The sequence below is a fragment of the Paenibacillus sp. 2RAB27 genome (genome assembly GCF_052115445.1).
Lineage (GTDB): Bacteria > Bacillota > Bacilli > Paenibacillales > NBRC-103111 > Paenibacillus_E.
This window is the reverse complement of record NZ_JBFRGR010000001.1, coordinates 511,570-535,184: the sequence shown is the minus strand read 5'-3', so window position 1 is coordinate 535,184 and position 23,615 is coordinate 511,570. Positions and strand designations below refer to the sequence as shown.

The 23,615-nt window shown below is 44.6% G+C and carries 19 protein-coding genes and 1 pseudogene; 18 read left to right on the top strand and 2 right to left on the bottom strand.

The window, feature by feature from the left end; genetic code table 11:
- Positions 1–14: 14 nt before the first annotated feature.
- From bglB to AB4114_RS02535, 9 genes and pseudogenes are all read left to right on the top strand, one after another.
- Positions 15–1,075: pseudogene (gene bglB / locus AB4114_RS02575) on the top strand (beta-galactosidase BglB).
- A gap of 260 nt (positions 1,076–1,335) precedes the next feature.
- Positions 1,336–3,624: a chondroitinase-B domain-containing protein gene (locus AB4114_RS02570; RefSeq protein WP_441986970.1), complete on the top strand. Its 2,289-nt coding sequence runs from the start codon at positions 1,336–1,338 to the stop codon at positions 3,622–3,624.
- 224 nt (positions 3,625–3,848) lie between these two features.
- On the top strand, positions 3,849–5,063 hold the full coding sequence (gene fdhA / locus AB4114_RS02565; RefSeq protein WP_171629576.1) for a formaldehyde dehydrogenase, glutathione-independent: 1,215 nt from the start codon (positions 3,849–3,851) through the stop codon (positions 5,061–5,063).
- A gap of 160 nt (positions 5,064–5,223) precedes the next feature.
- Entirely contained in the window at positions 5,224–6,993 is a 1,770-nt protein-coding gene (locus AB4114_RS02560; RefSeq protein ID WP_441986969.1) for a MerR family transcriptional regulator, read from the top strand.
- 206 nt (positions 6,994–7,199) lie between these two features.
- The gene (locus AB4114_RS02555; RefSeq protein WP_441986968.1) at positions 7,200–7,514 is read left to right on the top strand and encodes a VOC family protein; all 315 of its coding nucleotides are present in this window, start codon (positions 7,200–7,202) and stop codon (positions 7,512–7,514) included.
- 136 nt (positions 7,515–7,650) lie between these two features.
- The gene (locus AB4114_RS02550; RefSeq protein WP_441986967.1) at positions 7,651–8,415 is read left to right on the top strand and encodes an MOSC domain-containing protein; all 765 of its coding nucleotides are present in this window, start codon (positions 7,651–7,653) and stop codon (positions 8,413–8,415) included.
- A 53-nt stretch (positions 8,416–8,468) separates the two neighbouring features.
- On the top strand, positions 8,469–9,224 hold the full coding sequence (locus AB4114_RS02545; RefSeq protein WP_441986966.1) for an IclR family transcriptional regulator: 756 nt from the start codon (positions 8,469–8,471) through the stop codon (positions 9,222–9,224).
- A gap of 156 nt (positions 9,225–9,380) precedes the next feature.
- A complete protein-coding gene (locus AB4114_RS02540) occupies positions 9,381–10,154 on the top strand; it encodes an SDR family NAD(P)-dependent oxidoreductase (protein ID WP_171629571.1) in 774 nt (257 codons plus the stop codon).
- A gap of 45 nt (positions 10,155–10,199) precedes the next feature.
- Positions 10,200–11,108 carry a fumarylacetoacetate hydrolase family protein gene (locus AB4114_RS02535; RefSeq protein WP_441986965.1) on the top strand — a complete coding sequence of 303 codons (909 nt, stop codon included), beginning with the start codon at positions 10,200–10,202 and terminating at the stop codon, positions 11,106–11,108.
- Positions 11,109–11,614: 506 nt separating this feature from the next.
- On the opposite strand, the gene AB4114_RS02530 is transcribed toward AB4114_RS02535, so the two are convergent.
- Together AB4114_RS02530 and AB4114_RS02525 are read right to left on the bottom strand one after the other, a co-directional pair.
- A complete protein-coding gene (locus tag AB4114_RS02530; protein WP_441986964.1) occupies positions 11,615–11,863 on the bottom strand; it encodes a helix-turn-helix domain-containing protein in 249 nt (82 codons plus the stop codon).
- 25 nt (positions 11,864–11,888) lie between these two features.
- The gene (locus AB4114_RS02525) at positions 11,889–12,635 is read right to left on the bottom strand and encodes an AraC family transcriptional regulator (RefSeq protein WP_441986963.1); all 747 of its coding nucleotides are present in this window, start codon (positions 12,633–12,635) and stop codon (positions 11,889–11,891) included.
- A 169-nt stretch (positions 12,636–12,804) separates the two neighbouring features.
- Here AB4114_RS02525 and AB4114_RS02520 point away from each other — a divergent pair, with 169 nt between their 5' ends.
- The 9 genes from AB4114_RS02520 (at position 12,805) to AB4114_RS02480 (ending at position 23,567) form a co-directional block, all read left to right on the top strand.
- Positions 12,805–13,722 carry a nucleoside hydrolase gene (locus AB4114_RS02520; protein ID WP_441986962.1) on the top strand — a complete coding sequence of 306 codons (918 nt, stop codon included), beginning with the start codon at positions 12,805–12,807 and terminating at the stop codon, positions 13,720–13,722.
- A 131-nt stretch (positions 13,723–13,853) separates the two neighbouring features.
- Positions 13,854–14,753, top strand: a complete 900-nt coding sequence (gene rbsK / locus AB4114_RS02515) for a ribokinase (protein ID WP_441986961.1) — start codon at positions 13,854–13,856, stop codon at positions 14,751–14,753.
- A 657-nt stretch (positions 14,754–15,410) separates the two neighbouring features.
- Complete coding sequence (locus AB4114_RS02510) at positions 15,411–16,763, top strand: hypothetical protein (protein ID WP_441986960.1); 1,353 nt, start codon at positions 15,411–15,413, stop codon at positions 16,761–16,763.
- A gap of 641 nt (positions 16,764–17,404) precedes the next feature.
- Entirely contained in the window at positions 17,405–18,421 is a 1,017-nt protein-coding gene (locus AB4114_RS02505) for an NAD-dependent epimerase/dehydratase family protein (protein WP_441986959.1), read from the top strand.
- 2 nt (positions 18,422–18,423) lie between these two features.
- Entirely contained in the window at positions 18,424–19,494 is a 1,071-nt protein-coding gene (locus tag AB4114_RS02500; RefSeq protein WP_441986958.1) for a dihydrodipicolinate synthase family protein, read from the top strand.
- A gap of 74 nt (positions 19,495–19,568) precedes the next feature.
- Positions 19,569–20,366 (top strand): polysaccharide deacetylase family protein, encoded by a 798-nt coding sequence (locus tag AB4114_RS02495; RefSeq protein ID WP_441986957.1) that lies wholly within the window; start codon positions 19,569–19,571, stop codon positions 20,364–20,366.
- Between the two features lie 128 nt (positions 20,367–20,494).
- The gene (locus AB4114_RS02490) at positions 20,495–20,665 is read left to right on the top strand and encodes a Spo0E family sporulation regulatory protein-aspartic acid phosphatase (RefSeq protein ID WP_441986956.1); all 171 of its coding nucleotides are present in this window, start codon (positions 20,495–20,497) and stop codon (positions 20,663–20,665) included.
- Positions 20,666–20,941: 276 nt separating this feature from the next.
- Positions 20,942–21,574, top strand: coding sequence for an SGNH/GDSL hydrolase family protein (locus AB4114_RS02485; protein ID WP_441986955.1), 633 nt, complete (start codon positions 20,942–20,944; stop codon positions 21,572–21,574).
- A 172-nt stretch (positions 21,575–21,746) separates the two neighbouring features.
- Entirely contained in the window at positions 21,747–23,567 is a 1,821-nt protein-coding gene (locus tag AB4114_RS02480; RefSeq protein ID WP_441986954.1) for a heparinase II/III domain-containing protein, read from the top strand.
- Positions 23,568–23,615: the final 48 nt, after the last annotated feature.

Below are 23,615 nucleotides of genomic sequence, written 5' to 3'. Positions count from 1 at the left end.
GAGTGAAATGAGTTATGACAAATGCTGCTACGTTTGAAAAGTATGAACACATCATTTCAAAGCTGATTCATCAAATGAAAGCTTTAAAACCAGCATTTCAAGAAAGTGTCGCGATTGGCATTGTTTCGATGGATAATTGGGAATGGCCGCAGGGCGTTGGATTGTTTGCTTTGTACTCCTATTACAAGGAGACTGGCAATTTGGCGATCAGAGATGAGCTCATACAATGGTTTGACAAGCGGATTGCTGAAGGCTTACCGGACAAAAATGTAAATACGATGTGTCCCATGTTGACGTTAAGTTATTTGGCTGAGGAAACAGGGAATAAGGCGTATGTGGCGCTTTGTAAAGAATGGGTTACTTATGTGATGGAAGAAATGCCGAGAACGGATGAAGGCGGCCTTCAGCATTGTGTTACACGGAATTTGAACGAAGGCCAATTATGGGATGATACCTTGTTATGACCGTTTTGTTCGTAGCACGCATGGGTGTCCTTTTGCAAGATGATGCTTATTTCCAAGAGAGTATCCGACAGTTCTTAGTCCATCTCAAATATTTAACCGATGTGAAGACAGGGTTGTTCTTTCACGGTTGGACATTTATCGGGCACCATCATTATGCGCAAGCCTTATGGGCTCGTGGCAATTCTTGGTATACAGCAGGACTGGTAGATTATCTGGATATCGCTCCTCTACCAACGGGTGTAAGCCAGTTCCTGATCTCGTCACTCGAACGACAGGTGAGAACACTGGCCACACTTCAGCATGAAAGCGGCCTATGGCATACACTGTTGGATCAGCCTGATTCGTATTTGGAAACATCAGCGTCTTCTGCGTTCGCCTATGGCATCTTGAAGGCAGTACGAAAAGGTTTTATTGATGAGCGTTATCGCGCTGTGGGACTGAAAGCACTGGAAGGTGTCATAAGCAAAATTGATGATGAAGGAATTGTCCATGGTGTTTCTTACGGTACAGGCTTAAAGGATAACCTTGACTATTACCGCAACATCAAACAATGTCCGATGCCGTATGGGCAGTCCATGGCATTGATGCTTATGGTGGAAGCATGTAAATAAATCATAGGAATGATCGTCGGTGGTCCATGCAACTGAGCATGGGCCTCTTCCTATGCCTGACATCCATATTTGAATAGCGAGTTTAGGTAATGAGGGTAATCAGTTTCGATTTTGAAGATGCATTCACGATTATGATGATGCTTATTTTCCGTAATTTGTATTAAATTGGTGGAGAGTGCACGCACTCAATATGAATGAAAGGAGTTCAATGATTAGATTGGATACATGGTTTCAAATGAAAATCAAGGGAGGATGTATTTATGCGAAAAGGTAAAAAAGTAGGTATTGTTATGCTATTAATTAGTTTGTTTCTTACCATGATTCCTTTTGCTGGTTATGCGGCAGACGCGAAACTGACGGTCGCGGCATCTGGGGTAACAGCGAGCGCGGATGATGGGAATGTGCCTGCCAATACGGTGGATGGGAACTTAACGACTCGTTGGTCAGCAAGCGGAGAGGGGCAGTGGATTAAATATGATCTGGGCGCTGTGAAAAAAGTATCTTTCATTAAAATCGCTTTTATAAGTGGAGATACGAGAACCTCGAATTTTGATATTCAAACATCTACAGACAATATTACGTTTACGACGGTTCAGGCCAATGTGACGAGCAGCTTAAATACAAGCTTGCAGACCTTTGATTTTCCTGATGTAGATCCAGCTCGTTATGTGCGGATTGTCGGACACGGCAACTCTGCGAACTTATGGAATAGTTATACCGAGGTGGAAATTTACGGCGACACTTCTGCAAGCGCTTCCGTAGATACTAAATTCTCTATCGCAGGGACTTCCGTAACGGCAAGCGCGGATGATGGCAATGTGCCTGCTAACACAGTGGACGGCAACTTAACCACGCGCTGGTCAGCTAGCGGCAATGGTCAATGGATCAAGTATGATTTAGGCTCCAACGTCAGGGTTGCCTATATCAAAATCGCTTTTATAAGCGGAGATACGAGAACCTCCACTTTCGACATTCAAACGTCCACGGATAATGTAAACTTCACGACGGTTCAGTCCAATGTGACGAGCAGTTTAAATACAAGCTTACAAACGTTCGACTTCGCGGATGTAGCGTCAGCTCGCTATGTGCGAATTGTTGGCCACGGCAATTCCCTTAACTTATGGAACAGTTATTCCGAGGTGGAAATTTATGGTGATGCCCCGGTGATTCCTGGTGTTTCTGTTTCCACTTCCGCTCAATTAACAACCGCCTTAAGCAATGCAAGCGCAGGTACGACGATCGTGCTAGCCAATGGGACTTACTCGCAAACAGGACCATTTGTCTTAAGTGGTAAAAATGGTACAGCGAGCAGCCCGATCACGATCAAGGCTGCGAATGCAGGTCAGGCGATCATTGCTGGCGGTGCTTCTCTGCAAATTCAAAATTCGTCGAATGTCGTTATCGAGGGATTAAAGTTCACAAATTTAGGAAACACAGCACTGCTGCTAGACGGTTCTAATAACATTCGTGTGACTCGAAATCGATTCGCCCTTCAAGCAACAGGAGGAACCCTCATATGGCTGCAGGTTAGTGGTGTTAATAGTCATCATAATCGCATTGACCATAATGATTTTGGTCCGAAGAGCGACACGGATCCGCTTATTGCGTATCAAGGTGATGGAAACGGAAACATCTCTCAGTATGACGTTATTGAATATAATTATTTTCATGATGTAGGACCATGGGTTGCGAATGGCAAGGAAACGATACGACTTGGCTTATCAGGGATATCCTTATCCAATGGGTTTAATACGATCCAGTACAATCTGTTTGAAAACTGCGATGGTGAACCCGAAATCGTTTCTGTAAAAAGCAGTAATAATACGGTTCGCTATAATACCTTCAAGACGTCCAAGGGTGGACTCACCTCAAGACATGGACATAGCAACTCCTTTTACGGCAATTATTTCCTCGGTGATGGTGTAGAATCGGAACAAGCAGGAATCCGCATTTATGGCAACGATCATAAGATCTACAATAATTACATGGAGAATCTGACGGCTAACGCGATTATTCTGGATAACGGTAACTACGATGGAGGTACGGGGGGATATCCTTCGAATCCATCGGCGGAGGACTTGACAGCACAATGGAAAATATACCGAGCGCAAGTTGTCAACAATACGATTGTGAACAGCACGACGGGAATCATTGTTGGTTCTACGAAGACATATGCTCCTCAAGACAGCAGAGTGGCAAATAATATCGTGAAAAATTCCACAGGGACTCTGTATTATGAAGTTGGCACCACCAACACGGTATTTGAGGGGAACATAGGGAACGGCAGCACAGTAAGCAACAATGGTTCAAGGACTACGGCTCAAATATGGGCAACAAACCCGTTATTCACGACGGTAAACGGCTTGCAAAAATTGTCATCGACCTCTCCTGCAATTAACGCTGCGGTTGGAACATACTCCTATGTGACAGAGGATATGGATGGAGAAACACGTTCCTCCAATGACATTGGAGCAGACGAACGCTCTACAAGCACATCTTTTGGGAAACATCCACTGGCAGCTTCAGAGGTTGGACCTAGTGCACCATAGGTTCGATTAAAGAGGGTTATCCATCAAGAGCGCAACAGCTTGACTGTGCGTTCTTGATTTATTTTGTAATCGTTATCATTTTAATGACAACTAGGCAGGATAATAGGTGAGAAGGGAGAATAGTATTCTTGTGTTTGCGTTACTTCCGAGCTTTTGCGATCTTAGACACTGTTTATGAATGGGACTAACTCAGCATAACTACTGTGTGAGGGGAAGAAGAGAAGATGGCAGGAAATAAAGCAGTTGTTTACAGCAAACCAGGAAGTGTTGAAATTCGTGACACCGATTATCCGGAATTAGTATTAAAAGATGGACCTGGCGTTAATCCTTTGAATGTCGGTAGAAAATGTGAGCATGGTGTTATTCTTAAAGTCGTAACGACCAACATTTGCGGCAGTGATCAGCATATGGTAAGGGGTCGTACAACCGCACCCTCAGGACTTATTCTAGGTCATGAAATTACGGGGGAAGTCATTGAAGTAGGTCGTGATGTCGAGTTTATCAAAAAGGGAGACCTCGTTTCCGTACCTTTTAATATTGCCTGTGGTCGATGCCGTAGTTGTAGAGAGCGGAATACCAATGTTTGTTTGAATGTAAATCCAGATCGTCCAGGTTCTGCTTATGGTTATGTGGATATGGGTGGATGGGTTGGCGGACAATCCGAATATGTGATGGTTCCCTATGCCGATTTTCAACTGCTGAAATTCCCGGACAAAGAGAAAGCGATGGAGAAAATTCTAGATTTGACGATGCTTTCTGATATTTTCCCAACAGGTTATCATGGCGCTGTTAGTGCAGGCGTTCGTCCAGGCTCGACCGTATACGTAGCTGGAGCGGGTCCAGTTGGTCTTGCTGCTGCGCATTCTGCACAGTTGTTAGGGGCTGCGGTTGTCATTGTTGGGGATCTGAATGCAGAGCGCTTAGCACAAGCGAAAAGCTTTGGCTGCGAAACCGTTAATCTGCGTGAGAATGCGGACCTAGCCGGGCAAATCGATCAGATTCTGGGCTCACCTGAAGTGGACTCCGCGATTGATTGCGTAGGCTTTGAAGCACATGGTCATGGCAAAGCGCATGGTGAAGCACCAGCAACCGTGCTCAATTCCATTATGGAAGTTACGCGTGCAGGAGGCAGCTTGGGGATTCCGGGATTATATGTCACAGGGGACCCTGGTGCAGTGGATGAAGATTCTAAGATCGGGACGTTGAAAATTCGCTTTGGGTTGGGCTGGGCCAAGTCACATACATTTGTTACCGGACAAACACCTGTCATGAAATATAACCGAGATCTGATGATGGCGATTCTTAGTGGCAAAGCACAGATTGCCAAAGCGGTCAACGCGACCCTCATTTCTTTGGCCGAGGCGCCTCAAGCGTATCAAGAATTTGATCGTGGTGTTTCTCGCAAGTTCGTCATTGATCCACATGGACTTGTAAAATAATTTCATATTTTATATTTCGAGGCTGTCCTACATATGGGGCAGCCTCTTTGCGATGCTAACTATTTCACTTATTCATTGTCATTTGTATATGGCCCTGAATAACATGTTATAGATGCCTAAGCCTACGGGATATAAGAAGAAAGGATATGATCGTTAACAAATGAAAAGGACATATAAGGTCAATGAGATTGCACGTTTAATCAAAAGAACGCAAGGAACAGTCGTGGAATGGTCCAAACAATTTGCTGATTTTCTTCCGTCCACCACTGTTGGAGGAGGCTTAAGATATACAGAAGAATCAGTCGAAATATTTCGAGTGATTGCAAAAATGAAAGATGCCAATAAATCACTTAAGATGATTAGCGAACATTTACAGGAAATGTCCCAGAAGGGTATTCGTACACCTAGTAGTGGTGAGATCCCTGTCACTTCTTCAGCTGTGAGTGTTCCAGAATTGAATGTACCACTTGTAGAAAACAAAGTTAACCCACTTGTAAGTAATGAAATTTTGGAATTACGTAACCTGGTACAGTTATTAACGCAAAAAATAGAAGCAATTAAAACACCAAGGCGTATAAACGAAGTAGTAGATGATAGTCAATCGGTTGGTATATCTTCTATTACAAGTGCTAGACAAGTCGCGCCAACTAAAAATGACGTCAACGTTCTGTTCGATGAGCTTACGAATGAAGTCGCAGAACTTCGGAATATTGTTCTTACATTTATGGAAAAGATGATCGAAGTCACGAAGGACGCTAATCAGGATGAACGGATTACAAAAATAGCTGAATCCTTAAATTTTCAATTTAATAGCATTTCTGAAGAAGTTGCAGAGCTGCGTAATATCATCAAGATTTTTACTTGTAAGGTAGCTGAGGTCATTGAACAAGACGACAGCAACGAAGTTGCCGCTCACATTGATGTACTCAACATACAATATAAGAATGTTTCAGAGCAGGTTAATGAACTGCAGCATGTCCTCTATACCGTTCAGCCGAAGCTGATAGAAACACTTGAGCACGATCTCAAGGGTGAAATCCTCGCAGGAACAACGAAACTGCAAGATCAGCAAAATGAAAGCTTCGCGAAGTTAGAAGATGAGCTCCAAGAGCTCAATACCGTTCAGCTCAAGATGACAGAAGCTCTGGAGCAAAGTCTCAGAGGAGAAATAATTGCATCATCCAATGAGTTACAGAAGCAGTTTCATGAAAGTGTCTCGTCATTGGAGCAAGAACTCCATGAGTTCTATACGGTTCAGCCAAAGCTGAGAGAATTGCTAGAGCAAAATCTCAGAGGTGAAATGCAGGCATCGGCAAGTGAGTTACAGAAGCAGCAACAAGAGAGTGTCTCGCGGTTGGAGCAAGAACTCCAAGAGCTCTCGACTGTTCAGTCCAAGTTGACAGAAGCTCTGGAGCAAAACCTCAGGAGTGACATGCAGGCAACAACAAGTGAGATAGAGAATCAACTTCAAGAAATTGTCGCCAGATTGGAACAAGAGCTCCAAGAAGTCACTACGATTCAGCCCAAGTTGACAGAAGCTCTGGAGCAAAACCTCAGGAGTGACATGCAGGCAACGACAGGTGAGTTAAAGAATCAACTTCAAGAAAGCATCTCGAAGATGGAACAAGAACTCAGTACCATTCAACCCAAGATCACAGAAGTTTTGGAGCAAAATCTTAGGAATGAGATGCATGCAGTGACTTATGAATTGCGCAAGCAACATAAGGAAAGTATCACAGAATTAGAGCAAGAAATGCGTAATAATTACGCTATCAATACTCAGAAATTAAATGAGCTAATCGATGAAGCAGTTAGCAATCAAGTCGATTCAAATGAAGAAGTACTGAACAATCGGTTTGACACGATAGCGATACAGTTGTCTTCCCAACAACGTTTGCTTGATAAACTTGCCAAATTTTTAGGCATTTAAGTAAGGAAGTCATATAGAAAGCCACACGTACTGTGTGGCTTTTTTCACGTGTAAACTTCAGCGTTGTGAAGAGATATCAAGCTCCAGAGAGAGAATCCCCCTTATTTTACCAATTAATATGATACAATAGATCTTAAAAAGTAGAATTAGGGAGTGTGAAAAATGTGAGCATTATTCTAAGTAGAGTCGGAGGCATTTTTATTCCAGTGAGTAACATTAGAGACGCAAGAGAATGGTATTGCGGTATTCTTGGACTGGAGCCTGCGTTTGAAATTATCGCCGACCATCTTTGTTGCATACCATTGGATAATAATGGGTCAAATCTTATATTGGACAGCAAAATATATCATATGGATGCTACATATAGAAATCCTGCGTTCCATTTTAACACGGACGATATACAGAAGGCTTACCAATTCATGAAAGATAGCAATGTTGAAATTGTCACGGGAATCGAGCATGGACATTGGTTTAATTTTAAAGATCCAGATGGCAACTTGTTGATGATATGCAAATGTTGAGGGGGTATACAACAAATCTCCTGGAGTAAAACATTAACATCAAAATATAGATAAAAATTAGCCGCCAAATCAGGTGGTTTTTTTCATCCATTAGCAAGCGCGGCGAGTCGCATCACCTAGCTCTGAGGTATCCGACATGGTAAAATGGTTGCGTGTGTGGAATATGAGATTGATGGAGGAACGAACTTTGCAAGTGACCATCGGTAAAATAAGTGAAATTAATCGGTATCCCATAAAGTCATTCGCTGGTGAGCGATTGACATCATGTCAGATTGAAACCTATGGGATGCTAGGGGATCGGTTTGGAGCCTTTTATGATGAAGCCAAATCGGGCTGGTGGCGATATGTTACGGCACGAAATATGCCTAACATGTTAACCTATCAAGCGAGTTATCTCAACGGAGATATCCAAATAAAAGCTGCTGATGGGCGAATATTCGGCTGGAATGAGGCACTATTGAAAGAAATTCAAAGTCAAACGAAGACTCCCCTTACCATGTCGCGATTAAAAGAGCAGCATCCAGAACATCCACATCTGCTTTCCGTTGATGGTGCCAGCATACTTCTTATCACAGATGCAAGCTTAAGGAAACTCGAGCGTCTGCACGGTAAGGATTTGGATCAACGTCGCTTCCGTGGCAATTTCGTAGTCGCGTTAGATGACGATGCCTGCTCCGAAGGAGAATGGATAGGTCGACAGATTGCAATAGGCGAAGTACAATTGCAGGTAGACAGCTACTGTGAGCGATGTATGATGATTACGATAGATCCAGATTCACTGGATAAAGATCCTTCTGTACTCAAAAAAGTAAACGAAAGCTTTGACCTGCAGTTTGGTGTCTATGCTTCTGTCGTTCAAACAGGTCAAATTCGACTCGGTGATACGGTCAAATTATTGTAATACAGCATTAATTGAAACGGTTATGGATAGTCAAGTTTAAGTGAGGTATGCGCATGGAAAGAAAATATTGGGTCCCAGCACTTGAAAGAGCACAAGATGTTCTCCAATTAATTGCGGAGCAGCCTTCTAAACTTAGGTTAATGGACTTGAGCGGTGCAACGGGGATTAATAAGAGCACGATGTTTTCGCTTTTACATACGATGGAGACATTGAATTGGGTCATCCGAGAAAAAGGGGATACCTATGTGCTCGGCTCCTTTTTCGGTGTGATTGGCAACGCATATTTCTCTGGTATGTCGCTAGTGAAGTTATTTGAGGAGAAAGCTGCTCGCTCCGTGGAGCGACTTGGTGAAACCTTTCAGTTGGCTAGATTGGAGAAAGGCGAGCTCGTGTATTTAGCCAAAAAAGAGGCGCCAACGCCAGTTCGTCTCATCTCTGAGCCTGGCATGCGTATGCTTGCCTACGCGACGGCGATGGGTAAGGTATTACTGTCTGCTTTGGAGGATGCACAAGTGCTCGCCTTGTACGAAGAAGGAAGTTATCAAGCGTTTACTCCGAATACTGTTCGAAGCGGAGAAGAACTGTTGGAACAGCTTCGAATGGTAAGAAAACAAGGATATGCGATGGATCAAGAAGAAATCGTGCTCGGCTTTTACTGCTTCGCCATGCCGATTGCTGATCGGAACGGTAATTGGATAGCGGCTGTTAGTTGCTCGATGCCTATACATCAATGGACGCAGAAACAAGATCTAGCGAGGGAAGAGATTCAGATTCTCGCACAAGCGTTATCGGCAACCGTGCCACTGTAGCCACCAAGACGAAGTTACAGGTAAACCAGTTTAGATCCGGGGCAACGGGTTGTATCTGGTTTATTTGGCGTTGACGCGATTGACGTCGGATGATAGACTTAGTCTATAATATTTTATAAACTAAGTTTATTATAATAAACTAAGAGGTGGAACCAGATGAGATTACATCAGAAAGTAATTCTAATTACAGGTGCAGGATCAGGCATCGGGCGAAGCACAGCACTGCTTTTTGGAAAAGAAGGAGCACATGTGATCGTCAATGATTTGGATGCGGTCAAAGGTGAGGAAACGGCATCCGAAATTCAAGCTAATGGTGGGGACGCGCTCTTCCTACAAGCCGATGTGACGGATCCAGATTCCGTCAAGACGATGGTAGACCGAGCAATCGAAGCGTATGGACGAATTGATGTGCTTTTTAATAATGCAGGAATTAGCGGTGTTGGCGCTCTACACGAGTTAGAGCCGGACCAATGGGATCGTGTCATTCGTGTGAATATTCGCGGCGTATTCTTGCCGTCCAAATATGTTATTCCCCATATGATGGAAAAGCGCAGCGGATCCATTATCAATATGTCCTCTTGCGTTGCCGAGATTGGGTTAGCCAGACGCGCATCCTATGCAGCTACCAAAGGAGCCGTATTGGCATTGACGAAATCCATGCAGGTCGATTATGCTCCCTACCAAATTCGGGTAAATGCGCTGTTACCTGGTACGATTTTAACACCATTTGTTGAGAATTATTTGAAAACCTCTTATGATGATCCTGAGGCAGCTATCGCCTCACTGAAAAGTAGACAACTTAGCGATGAGCTCGGAACGCCAGAGGATGTAGCTCAAGCTGCCTTATTCCTAGCATCAGATGATTCCAAATTCATGATGGGCTCACCTTTATACATTGATGGTGGCGCGGTATTCGGTAAGAATGCGTAAGTAAGCTCAGTGTTAACAATTATTTGAAGAGAGAGGATGTTCATTTTGAAACTAGTTACGATTGACCATTCCGGTAGTAGACATCTTGGTGTGAAGTTAGACAACAAGGTATTCGATATAACAGCAGCATTGAAAGCGTTCCCTGAGGACGGAATTCCAACTGACATCATGTCGGTCATTGCGAACTCTGAAGCGGTGATTCCTGGGATTGAACGTTATATAGCAAGAGTTCTTGAAGGGGCAACGGCGGAAAGTGCCTACCTGTTAGATGAATCTCAAGTAAGCTACGGTCCCTGTGTCACCAATCCGGGTAAAATTATCTGCGTTGGCTTGAACTATCGTAAGCACGCCGAAGAAACGAATGCGGCCATTMCTCAGTATCCGATTTTGTTTAACAAGTTCAATAATACGATTGCCGCACCTGGCGATGATATTCCACTTCCGAATCGTGTCACGAGTCAGGTTGATTATGAAGCTGAGCTTGTTATCGTCATCGGGAAACAGGCGAAATATGTGTCCAAGGAGCAGGCATTAAGCCATGTGTTTGGATATTGCAATGTGAATGATTTATCGGCGCGTGATTTGCAAATGCGTACACAACAATGGCTGCTGGGGAAATCCTGTGATAAATTCAGTCCACTGGGTCCGTATTTGGTAACGGCTGATGAAGTTGGTGATCCGAATCAGTTAACGATTTCTTGCACGGTGAATGGCGAGACGAGACAGAGTTCGCATACATCGGATATGATTTTCCACTGTGATGAAATCGTCAGCTATATTTCCCAGCATATGACGTTGTCGCCTGGTGATATTATTTTGACAGGAACGCCTGAGGGTGTTGTGCTTGGTAAGCCGATAGATCAGCGTGTTTACTTGAAGCATGGCGATGTGGTAACGATTGAAATCGAGAAATTAGGTGCACTAACGAATCGTATGGTGGATGAGCAGGTATAGCAGTTTAATAAAAGAATACCGCTTAGTGAGAGGAAAAGGCAGCCTGCGGGTTGTCTTTTTTGTTTCAGGAAAGGAGAAAACAGTATGAATTAGATCCGTTTGCACACGGGGTATTTTCCATATACTCGAGATATGGGGAAGACGTTACCACAAGAAGGCTGGATTCATCCGGATTGGAATAATTTAGTAAGAAACCGATGGAGATTTTTCTGACGTCCAGTGAAGATGCTGAAAAGGCTGCGTGCCTCGTTTAACTGGAAAATGTACAGCTATTTTCATGATTTACGACTGGAATTTACAAATACATAGAAAAAAGGTAGTTAATTTTCGTGTATCGCCTACTTTAGCTGATAACATGTAAATATAACTACATATTTTCCATCTATTCTATTTTAAAGGTGAATTATGGCAGATTTAACTGTATTATTTCCATCTATGTAGCTGATTTGATAACCTCCTGCATTTTAACGCAAAGAGGCGCAGAGATGAAGTAGGAATAACATAGCTTATCCTTCAAGATGTTCATATGTAACCTGCAATCGTTCTCTACAATAGCGTTTAGGAGAAACACCTTTGATACGCTTGAATTGTTTAATGAAATAGCTGGTATGATTAAAGCCCGTTTCCAAGGTGATTTGCGAAGCAATCTGGTAGCCCTCATGAAGCGTGGTTTGGCAACCCACATAGAAGGGTCTGTCGATATCGGTTAAACCACTTTGGTTTTTATTTTGCTCAAAATAAGGCTGTAGAGACATAAGGCTTCATGCAGCTCCTTCATGTTTATTGTTGCAAGCGATATCGGCGGGGAGAGAGCCCTGTCGCTTTCTTAAAAAGCGAGCAGAACTGCGTATCGTTGGAGAAACCACTCTCATTAGAAACGGCCGATATGGAGAGATCCGTTTGTTTCAACAGTCGTTTGGCCAGTTCGAAGCGCTTGGACATCACGTATTGCATAGGTGAAAGACCATATTCTTCTTTAAATAGATGACGGAATCGATCATAGCTGTAGCCAACCAAATCTGCTAATAGGTCAACACTGATCTTCTGACTGACATTCTCATCGATGTAGTTTTTGGCATAAATGACCTTATCAACAGATGGCTCGGAGGTAGTGAATTCATCATAACGGAGGAGTTCAATAATTAATTCGCCAACTAGATGATTCAGCTTAGCCGTATAGAAAGAGCGTTTATTCTGCATTTCAATGATCATTTTTTGCAGCAAGGCAAGAATCGCTCCTTCTGATTGGTCGACATATAAACCTTCTCGAAGGGGATATTTCCCTAGCTMCGCTTGAAATCCGACAAATAGAACTTCACTGTCCGTCGCATGTTTCTCGTCATGCAGCGTATGCGGCTTAATTAACGTGAAGGTGTCATTGTGAAAGAGGTGAGTGTGCTCTCCAACTCGAGTTGAGCCACTTCCTTGTATGTAATAAACCAATTCATAGCACTGGTGTTTATGAGAATGAATCATCCCATTCTGAGGCCTTGTTGTTCCAAAAAGAAAATCCAAATGTCCATTCATCGCAGCTGATCCTTCCACATGAAATATACCATAGATAGCCGAATCGTATAAAAAATAAGCCGATCTATGATAAAAATATACCATGAATTTAGGTAGAATATCTCTATATTCTCAATTGTTGAGTAAATATGTAAGCCAATTCATGATATAAAAGGTGAGGAGTTGTCCTATGCAATATCCACTAATAACGGAAGAACAACGAATGAAACGATTGAATTCACGAACCGGCAAGATAAGAATGGTGCTCGATACGGATACCTTCAATGAAATTGATGACCAGTTCGCTGTTGTGTATGCTTTGAAATCGCCAGAAAGACTTCAAGTGGAAGCTTTCTACGCAGCACCTTTCTTTAACGAGCTGTCGACTGGGCCGAAGGATGGCATGGAGAAGAGCTACCACGAGCTGCACAAAATTCTAAATCTGATGCAGCGCACAGACATTCCAATTTACAAAGGGTCTGAGGCGTATCTACCAGATCCGGAAACTCCGGTGGAGAGCGATGCAGCCCGCAATTTGGTGGAACGTGCAATGGCTTCCTCGCCGGAGGATCCCTTGTACGTTGTCGCTATTGGCGCCATAACGAACGTGGCTTCCGCCATTCTTATGGAACCGCGTATTATCGAGAACATCGTTGTCGTTTGGTTAGGAGGGCATGCGCTCCACTGGCAACATACGCGGGAATTTAATTTGGAGCAAGATATTCCTGCAGTACGCATTATTTTGAATAGTGGTGTGCCACTCGTATTAATTCCATGTATGGGCGTTGCCTCGCATCTACAAACAACGTTATCCGAGATGAAAGATTATGTGAAGGAAACTGGTGTGATTGGTGAGTATTTATATGAGACTTTCCGACAAGTTCATCCTGATCATTTCGCTTACTTTCGTGTCATTTGGGATATTTCAACGATTGCCTATCTTGTGAATGAACGAAGCACACCGAGTGTACTTCTATCCAGTCCGATCGTATCCGATGAGGCTAGATGGAGCCAAGATCAATCACGGCATCTCATTCGCTATGTTCATTATATAGATCGTAATCACGTATTTCGAGATTTTTTCCAGAAGCTGAGTGGCTCAAACTAGTTTTTGATGGCACATCCCGACTGGCTTGATTCTCGGCAAAAGAAGGAATTCTTGCCTTGTTGATCGAATCTGTAAGGAAACTTTGTAATCACCATTCATATACATTTTAATAGAAGAAGGTGTCTAACTGCATGAAGACAGTACGCATTGTTGTTGTAGGCAGCTTGAATATGGATTTAGTCGTATCCATGAGCCGAATGCCTAAGATTGGTGAAACTTTGCAAGGGGATGAGCTGCATACGATCCCTGGAGGCAAAGGAGCTAATCAAGCCGTAGGTTGTGCGAAGCTCGGTGCACAAGTTGCCATGATCGGGGCGGTGGGCCAAGACGGTTTTGGGGATGCGTTGCTAGCCCAAATGACCGCTCATGGCATTCACACAGAGGCCATTGTTCGCAGATATGATTGTTCCACGGGTACGGCAACCATCTTACATACCATGGATGACAATTGCATCGTCATTGTGTCAGGAGCGAACGGCAAAGTGACTCCCGAGCAAGTGCACCAACATGCCAAGCTCATTCAAGAAGCGGATGCTTTGCTGGTGCAGCTCGAGATTCCGCTGCCTGCCGTGCAGTCGGCGCTTGAGATTGCGCGAGGAGCCGGCGTTCGCACCGTACTCAATCCTGCGCCAGCGGTTGAACTGCCAGCTGAGTTGCTGCAGCTCGTTGATTTCATCACACCGAATGAAACAGAATTTGAGCTGCTCAGCGGAGCTGCTTATGCGAACGAACTTGAGCTGCTGGCTGGCATGCAGCAATGGGAAACGACGGGACCTCGGTTGTTGCTCACACGAGGTGAGAAAGGCGTAGCTATGCTGGTAGCGGGGAACCTGACCACGATTCCAGCACCACGCGTCCAAGTTGTGGATACGACGGGTGCAGGGGATGCGTGTAACGCAGCTTTCACCGTCGCTCTTGCTCAAGGCAAAGAGGTGCTTGAAGCAGCGACGATTGCTGTTAAGGCGGCTTCGTTGTCGGTGACGCGCTTTGGTGCACAGGCTGGGATGCCGCTGCTTGCGGAATTAAGCTAGACAATAGGAGGCTCGGCACGTGATTCTCACGGCCGGGCTTTTTGTTTTAGTAAGGTGAACGTATCAGAAGGGGGCATAGGTGCTGCGAAAGGGAACGTCATTCCGATATTTCACGATATAAAGGTAATCGGATTAGCTAACGGAACGTGGTTCCACTAATCTCTTGGTTTTAAGTGAAATAAGGTTATAATCGACCCAATAGTGGAACCAAGTTCCATAACTTTGGCGCGATGCAGAGATATCCCGCTCCTAGTACGGGCATAGGTTGCTTCACTTGCTTCTTTACACCTCTCACGCCGTCACGCGCCACTAATGCGCACTAAACGCCACTTTAGTCCGATTTCTCCGAATTATTCGGAGGATTCCTCTCCCAAAAGGAGTAATAGTCCGATTCTGCCGAACTATTTCTCTTTTTTCCATGTGAAAGGGGTTTTCGTAGCGAATTAGTTGGGTTATTTAGGACTAAAGTTGATTTCATGATGCGGACTGAGAGTTTAGTTCGGTAATTTCGGACTAATGGCTGCGGGGGGAGTATTCCGCACTGAAATCGTCTTGCATATGTCATGATTTGGATTTAAAGACACAATAACGATTTGTCTTTTATTCATGAACAGGGGTATACTTGATCATATTGATGATGCAAAGGAGCCGTCACAGATGGATATTCCGAATCGAATTGCCATTGGGATATTAGGGCCAGAGGCTCTGGTGAATAAAGTACTGAGTGTGATCGCGACGTCGTTCCCATCCTTCGAGCCTATCCCTCGCGCATGTTCGGCTGAAACGGCATCAGAGATGGCCGAGCAGCTGCTGTTAGAAGTTGAAGTGCTGATAGTTACAGGTCCGACACTCTATCGACGAGTAAAAGAGAATGTACTTACGCATTTGCCTGTACATATGATCCCGTTGACGGACACCGGGCTATTTAGTGCGTTGTATCGGCTACGCAGTAAGTCGCAGCTTCATGAGGTGGATGCGATTTTTAGTATTGATTCTTTTACATCCTCAATGCTAAGTAGGCATGTCAAAGAAATCGGTGAAACACCTGCTAGCTTTCTAATCTATGATGGCGTACCGTACCCGCAAGTGGAGATAATGACGCAATTTCATGAGGAGGCCTTCTTCAGGGGAGCAACGAAAGCGGCGCTAACCACAGATATTCAGGTCGCTGACGCGCTGAACAAGCAGGGGATTCCGTGTGAGTGGATTACACCGACCGATCAGAACATTATAGTGGCATTGGAACGTGCACTCCTCTCGACGGAAACACGGCGCAGCAAAGAAGCACAGATCCTAGTTGGCATGATCAATGTGGATGAATTCGGCAAAAAGCTGCAGCAGCAAAGTACAGAGCATGATATTCAGCGCTTCAAGCTGGAAGTGCACAGAAAACTGATCGACTATGTGGAGTCGTTGGATGGTTATTTAACACATCTGGGCGCTGATGAGTATTTGTTTTTTACGACACGGGGGATTTTTGAACGCGAGACGGTTGGCTATAAATCAGTTCCGCTCGCACGGGAAGTTTGGAAATCACTGGGTCTCTCTCTTAGTATGGGTATCGGCTTCGGTCGCAGTGCGAATGAAGCGGGTACGCATGCTCGCCTTGCGCTGCGCAGATGCAAAGAAGCCGGAGGCAATACCTGCTTCATCGTGCGGGAGGACAAGACGTTAATTGGCCCTCTGGAGATGGCTGACCCCCTTAGCAGGGACTTGTCGATGACAGATCCTGAGTTGCTGAAGAGTGCAGAAGATGCCGGGATGACATCGACGTATTTGAGTCGTCTCATGACGACTGTAGCACGGACAAGCAAGCTGGATTACGAAGTACATGAATTAGCGAGTATTCTTGGTGTAACTGTCAGAAGTACGCATCGGCTCCTGCTGCAATGGATGGATCACAACTTGATTTCGAGTGTAGGCTATGTGAAGGTGCCGAAAGGAAGACCGAAACAAACGTTTCGACTTCACTTTTTGGAAAATTTGGCGGCTGATCCCAGCAGAGTCTAAGCTTTAGAAGATAAACCGTTCCAGCGCTGGCTTCAGCCACATGGAGCGGTTTCTTTCTTTTTAGAACATGTAAGATTGTATTTGTTTAGAGGTCGTGGGGTAAGCGATTCTTACCCTTATCTATTAATGGCGCGATGATGTGTGGCTTGCGCACCAAGCGAATAGATGGATTTTCTCCATCTAAATTTCGGGATAGCCTGATAAAACGCAGAATAGCTGGAAAACATACAGTTAATTTTGTGGATTTTAGCCGATCGGAACAAATGAGGCAGTTTTAACTACATGTTTTACAGCTAAATCAAGTTTTCAAGGAAATTACGCATAATTAGCTGTATATTTTACAGTTAATGGTATCTTTACGTAGCTCTAGCTGCTCCAAGCCTACACATCCCGCCCGTCGCTCTCCCGCCAGTCCCGCTCGCCGCCCTCGCGCACATCCGCMCGTCGATCTCCCAGTCCCGCCCTCCCGCCAGTCCCGCCCACCGACCTCCCACACATCCGCCAAATCGGATGTTATCTCGTTTAACGAAGAAGTTGTGTTTATTAAAAGACAATATAAAGATTTGTCTTTTATGTTTGAGAGTCCGTATACTACAGTCAGGAAGCTTAAATATAGATCATGATGTGAGGAGATTGCGAGAATGAGAACTTTAGAAGATTTGGATAAAGTCATGTCAGCACCATCACCTGCTTTAATACAGTTTATGCAGGAATTAGAGGGAGATATTATGCTGCTTGGTGTCGGAGGGAAAATGGGACCGAGTCTAGCTAGGCTAGCGATGAATGCCATCCGGGCAGCAGGTGTGGATAAAAAGGTGTATGGCGTTTCGAGATTCTCCGAAAGTGGTTTACAGGAAGAACTGCAATCCTTTGGGGTAGAAACAATTGCTTGCGACCTGTTAAATGATGAGGCGCTTCAGGCATTGCCAGATGTTCCTAATGTGATTTACATGGCTGGCACGAAGTTTGGGACTACGGGTAAGGAACATTTCACTTGGGTGATGAATGCCTACCTGCCAGGACGCGTAGCTGAGAAATATAGCAAGTCCCGTATCGTTGTATTCTCAACAGGTAATGTATATCCGTTCACACCGGTTACGTATGGCGGGGCTCATGAAGCCATTAGCCCAGCTCCAATTGGGGAATACGGACAGTCCTGTCTTGGACGCGAGCGAATGTTCGAGCACTATAGTCACAAGAATGGAACGCCAGTTTTGATCTATCGTTTAAATTATGCCATTGATTTGCGCTATGGCGTGCTATTGGAAATTGCGAAGTCCTTGAAGGAAGGACGTGCCATCGATCTTTCCATGGGGCATTTCAATTGTATTTGGCAAGGGGATGCGAATGAAATTGCGATCCGCTCCTTGTTGGCGACACAGAGTCCAGCTAATTTCTTGAATGTGACGGGGCCAGAGACCGTATCCGTGAAATATGCGGCACAGCAGCTGGGGCAAAGACTGGGTATTGAGCCTATCTTCAAGGGGCAAGAGTCAGAAACGGCGTTGCTTAGCAACGCGGCGAAGAGTATGCAGCTATTTGGATACCCGCGTGTATCACTTCTCCAGATGCTGGATTGGGTTGCGGAGTGGACCCTGCATGGGGGCAATATGATTAATAAACCTACTCATTTTCAAGAGCGAGAGGGGAAATTCTAACTATGACGCAACGTAGGGAATTAAGTAATGAGCAACGCATAGCGTTGCATGAGGGGCTCGTCATTCCAGCACATCCACTTGCCTTAACCGCAGATCGTCAGCTGGATGAGCAAAGTCAACGCGCATTGACTCGTTACTATATGGCTGCAGGTTCTGGTGGTATTGCTGTTGGTGTGCATTCCACACAATTTGAAATCCGCGATCCGAAATATAATTTGTACGAGAAAGTACTTCGTATGGCTGCTGAAGAGGTGGACCGCGCAGGACTTACCAGGCCATTTATTAAAGTTGCCGGCATCTGTGGCCCTACCGAACAAGCGGAGCAAGAGACAGATATCGCAATCTCGCTGGGCTATGATGCTGCGTTATTATCGATGGGAGGCTTGACTGGCTGGACAGAAGCACAAATCTTGGAACGTACAGCTCGTATTGCCGAGAAAATGCCTGTCATCGGCTTCTATCTTCAGCCATCTGTTGGAGGCAAGGTATACAGCTTCGACTTCTGGAAGCAATTCGCGAACATTCCAGGCATTGTCGCAATCAAAATGGCTCCTTTCAATCGCTACCAAACGATTGATGTGGTGCGTGCTGTCTGCTACTCGGAGCGCCGCGATGAGATTGCACTTTATACAGGTAATGATGATAACATCATTACTGATCTTCTAACTGTTTATAAATTCCAATTCGAGGGTAAGAACATAGAGAAAAGAATTGTTGGTGGTTTACTTGGTCATTGGGCAGTATGGACGCAAAAAGCGGTGGAGTTGTTAGTCGAAATCAAGGGAATAAGAATGAACCCMACACTGGCATCGGAATGGCTTACCCGTAATATCGAAGTAACCGAAACGAACGCAGCATTCTTCGATCCTGCCAATGGTTTTGCTGGATGTATTCCGGGTATTCATGAAGTGCTCCGTCGACAAGGGCTGTTGAAAGGAACTTGGTGTTTGAATCCGCATGAAGAATTGTCCCCAGGACAATCGGAAGAAATCGACCGCATGTACAAAGACTATCCACATCTGAATGATGATGCTTTTGTGAAAGCAAATCTATCGAATTGGTTAGCCGAATAAGGAAATGATAGCCCGCCAGAGAAGTTTCTGATACATTGAAAGAATGTAATAGACTTATTTTGGGAGGATTTCCAATGCGCATTCGATTTGACCGATTTCCACAAGGTGTTACCAAAGCTTTAACGCTAAGTTATGATGATGGGAGGGAACATGATCGCAGGCTCGTGCGTATATTGAATGAGTATGGGATCAAGGGAACTTTTCATTTGAACAGTAGTTTCTTGGGAAAAGAAAGCTATATTGAGGCATCTGAGGTGGCATCCTTGTTCGAGGGTCATGAGGTATCTGCTCATACCATGGATCATCCTTTTTTAGAGCAGTCACCAATGGATCAAATTGTTCGTGAAATTTCGCAGGATCGCGAAGCTTTGGAATCTTTAGTTGGCTATCCCGTGCGTGGCATGAGCTACCCTTTTGGAAGCTACTCAGATCGTGTCATCCAGGCGCTGCCAACACTAGGTATTGAGTATGCGCGGACGGTTGCTAGCCACGGCAGCTTTGAAATGCCGAAAGATTTCTTGCAGTGGCATCCATCATGTCACCATAAGAACATGCTCGCGCTTGCTGATACGTTCGTACAGTTAGAACAAAGACATTCACGCATGGCATTATTCTATGTATGGGGACACAGTTATGAGTTTGAAAACGACAACAACTGGGAGATCCTTGAGCAATTTGGCGAGAAAGTAAAAGGACAATCCGACATTTGGTTTGCAACCAATGCTGAAATTGTGGCCTATATGAAAGCGCTTGACAACCTGCGATTCTCTGTTAGTTGTCAAATCATCCATAATCCTTCGGCTATGACGGTGTGGCTCAGTGTTGAAGGCGAATCGTTGGAAATTCCAGCAGGTCAAGTGATCAAAATTTAACAATTTTCTGTAAAATTTCGTAAATTCGTGTATTTTGCTAATAGTTTCTTAACAATATTCAATTATGATAAAGGTAACAAAACGTGTGAGTTATCCACAATAGGAATTTCGAAATCGGAGGGATCAATATGGGATATCGTTATGAGTTGGAAGAGAAGATTGAGACATTACGCAATGAACTGAATCTTGCTAGTCAAACATACGGCCTATTGTCTGAAACGGTATTGAAACTTTCTATCGAGTTGGATGAACTGTTGAATACCTATTATCAATTGCTTTTTCTCCGAACGATCGCATAACTAGCTTGACCGAGTTCACACTTACGGGTGTGCATCTCGGTTTTTTTGTTTTTGAGCGAATGCTTCAGGTTCGTTAAGACATTTATAATAAATGAGGTTGAGTTCACGCACGTTTGTCCAAATTTGTCATTATTTAAACGCATATACGTAAAATGCATCACATCTTTCGTTGATATTAGTTGTACACTCGCTTCCAAGGACATGGTATAATTTGTGAGGAAATTATTAGTAAGTAAGAAGAAGCAAAAGTGGTAAATCAAAGGAGGATTCGTTCGAATGGCAGTATGGTTGGAGCAAGGAGATATCGTACTATTTCAAGGGGATAGTATTACAGATGCCGGACGTGTTCGTGAGAATGGCAATGATTTAGGCAAAGGCTACGCACTTATGACAGCTGCTCAATTTTCAGCGAAATATCCAGAGAAACAAGTTAAATTCTTAAACCGCGGAATATCTGGCAATCGTGTGCCTGATCTTCAGGGGCGGTGGCAAGAAGATTGTTTGGACTTGAAACCTAATCTCGTTTCGATTTATATTGGCATCAATGATACGTGGCGCAGATTTGATAGCAATGATGGGACCTCGACCGAAAAGTTCAAAGAGGGATATCGTCAACTGTTGGATCAAACAGCTAGTACAGGAGCGAAATTGCTTCTTATCGAGCCTTTTGTACTACCCGTGCCGGAAGATCGCAAGCTATGGAGAGAAGATTTGGATCCGAAGATTACCGCTGTGCGTGAATTAGCAAGAGAATTCGGCGCGCGTTTATTATGTTTGGATGGGTTATTTGCACAAGCGTCAACACAAGCTGACAGCGCTTTCTGGGCACCGGATGGGGTACATCCATCCCCTGCGGGGCATGCATTAATTGCCAATGCATGGCTGAAGGCAGTCGGGGCAGCAGAGTAATACATATGGTTTGGAGAAGGAAGCTTCCGCTTGTTGCGTGAGGCTTTTTTTCATAATAGAGAAGAGGTCAATTTTTGACGTATAGAGGTAAAGATAATAACTAGTTTGTTGAAATCGGTAGCGGTTATATTTAAAGGTAAACGAAATCGTATGTGCATAGGGAGGTAGAACGATGAATAGTCGATATCTATTAGATGCTTTGCTAGAAGCTGAAAGCGATCAAGGCAGTTTGTTTCACGAAGCTTTGCAAGTGGCCACAACACCAATAAGGCATACGGAGAGTCCTTTACTTACTTCTGTCTATAAGGAGATTTCACCGCTGACCAAGGAGTTCGGGAGCAAGCCAATCGCAGCATTACCCTTTAGAGAGTGGGATTTGTTTCGATCCAAAGGAACACGAATTGAATTCGAAGCGCTCTATTTCGATCGTCGTCGACGGTTAGCGGCTTTGGTGGTAGCGGCGCTGAAGGATGGCGTTGAACCTTATCTGCCCGCTTTGGAAGATACAATTTGGGCTATTTGTGATGAATATACGTGGTGTCTGCCTGCTCATCTGATGAATCATGATGCTGCTGTAGAAGGAGAAGAATATAAGCATATTGATTTATTTGCTTCAGAAACGGCCCATGCGCTAAGTGAGACTTGCCATATGTTCCAAGCTAAGTTAAATGGTCTCGTGGTAAGAAGGGTGCAACGTGAAATTATGGAGCGGGTTCTTGAGCCTTATGTGTCACTCAAGAGAGCTTATTGGTGGGAAACGTGCGATATCAATTGGTCGGCTGTTTGTGCGGGGAATATCGGTATGACGGCTATTTACCTCATTCAGGATTCGAAAATACTGATGCCTGTCATTGCACGAGTTCTCGCATCGATGGATTGCTTTCTTGAGGGGTTTTCGGAAGAAGGCGCCTGCTTGGAAGGCTTGGGTTACTGGTATTATGGTTTCGGCTATTACGTGTATTTCAGTGAACTTCTGAAGCAGCGTACAGGTGGTAAAGTGGACATTCTTCAATGGAGTGCCAAGGCTCGCAGAGTGGCTCAATTCCCACAAAGCTGTTTCCTGCAAGGCAACCATATTGCCAATTTCTCTGACTGCTCACGGAACAATGGCATTCAAATTGGTATCTTCAGCCGTTTGTGCGAACAATTTGACGAGATTCGGATTCCAACATTGGACAACCAGCCAGCAACGATTGATCATTGTGGTCGCTTCGCTAGCGCCGTACGCAACGTGGTGTGGTTGAATGAAGATCTGCTTCGAGAACGTGAAGAAATGCCGCTGCAAACGGATTTCTTGCCAGAAGCACAATGGATGGTGAGCAGGGCGAAGGTAGGCAGCAAGCTGGTTAGCTTTGCAGCTAAAGGCGGACATAACGATGAGCCCCATAATCACAATGACATCGGACACTTCATATGGATCGTGGATGGGGTCAGATGGTTTGAAGATTTGGGAGCGGGCCTATATACCAAACAATATTTTGGTGAGGAGCGGTACGCGATCCTTTGTAACAGTTCGGCGGGTCATAGTGTGCCAATCATCAACGGCAGACACCAGGAAGCGGGCATCCAGCATCGTGCACAGGTACTAGCTGCGGAATGTACGGATGCAAGTGACAAGTTCAAGCTTGAACTCAGTCATGCCTACGCAGTGCCAACACTTGAGAACTTTGAGCGAAGCTTCGAGTTTGATAAACGGCAAGGCAAGCTGACGATCTTGGATTCATTTGACTTCCGTGAGTCAGGCGCTTCAGTAACAGAACGTTTCGTTACACAGCACAAACCAGTTATCGTGCAGGAAGGTGAGATTCGATTGGAGCTTGGTTTAGGTCAACAACAACTAATGCGCTTTGATGCGAAACAGTTGAAGGCTTCGATTCAATCCGTTGAACACCAGAATCACGAGGGCGGGACAGAGCTTGTCTACTTAATTGATCTATCTGCGGCTGAGGTGGGAGATCAGGTGAGTATACGGGTTACGTTGGAGCTGGAGTAGATAAAGTTCATTCTAGTTGGAAAACCTACAGCTATTTATCGGGTATCA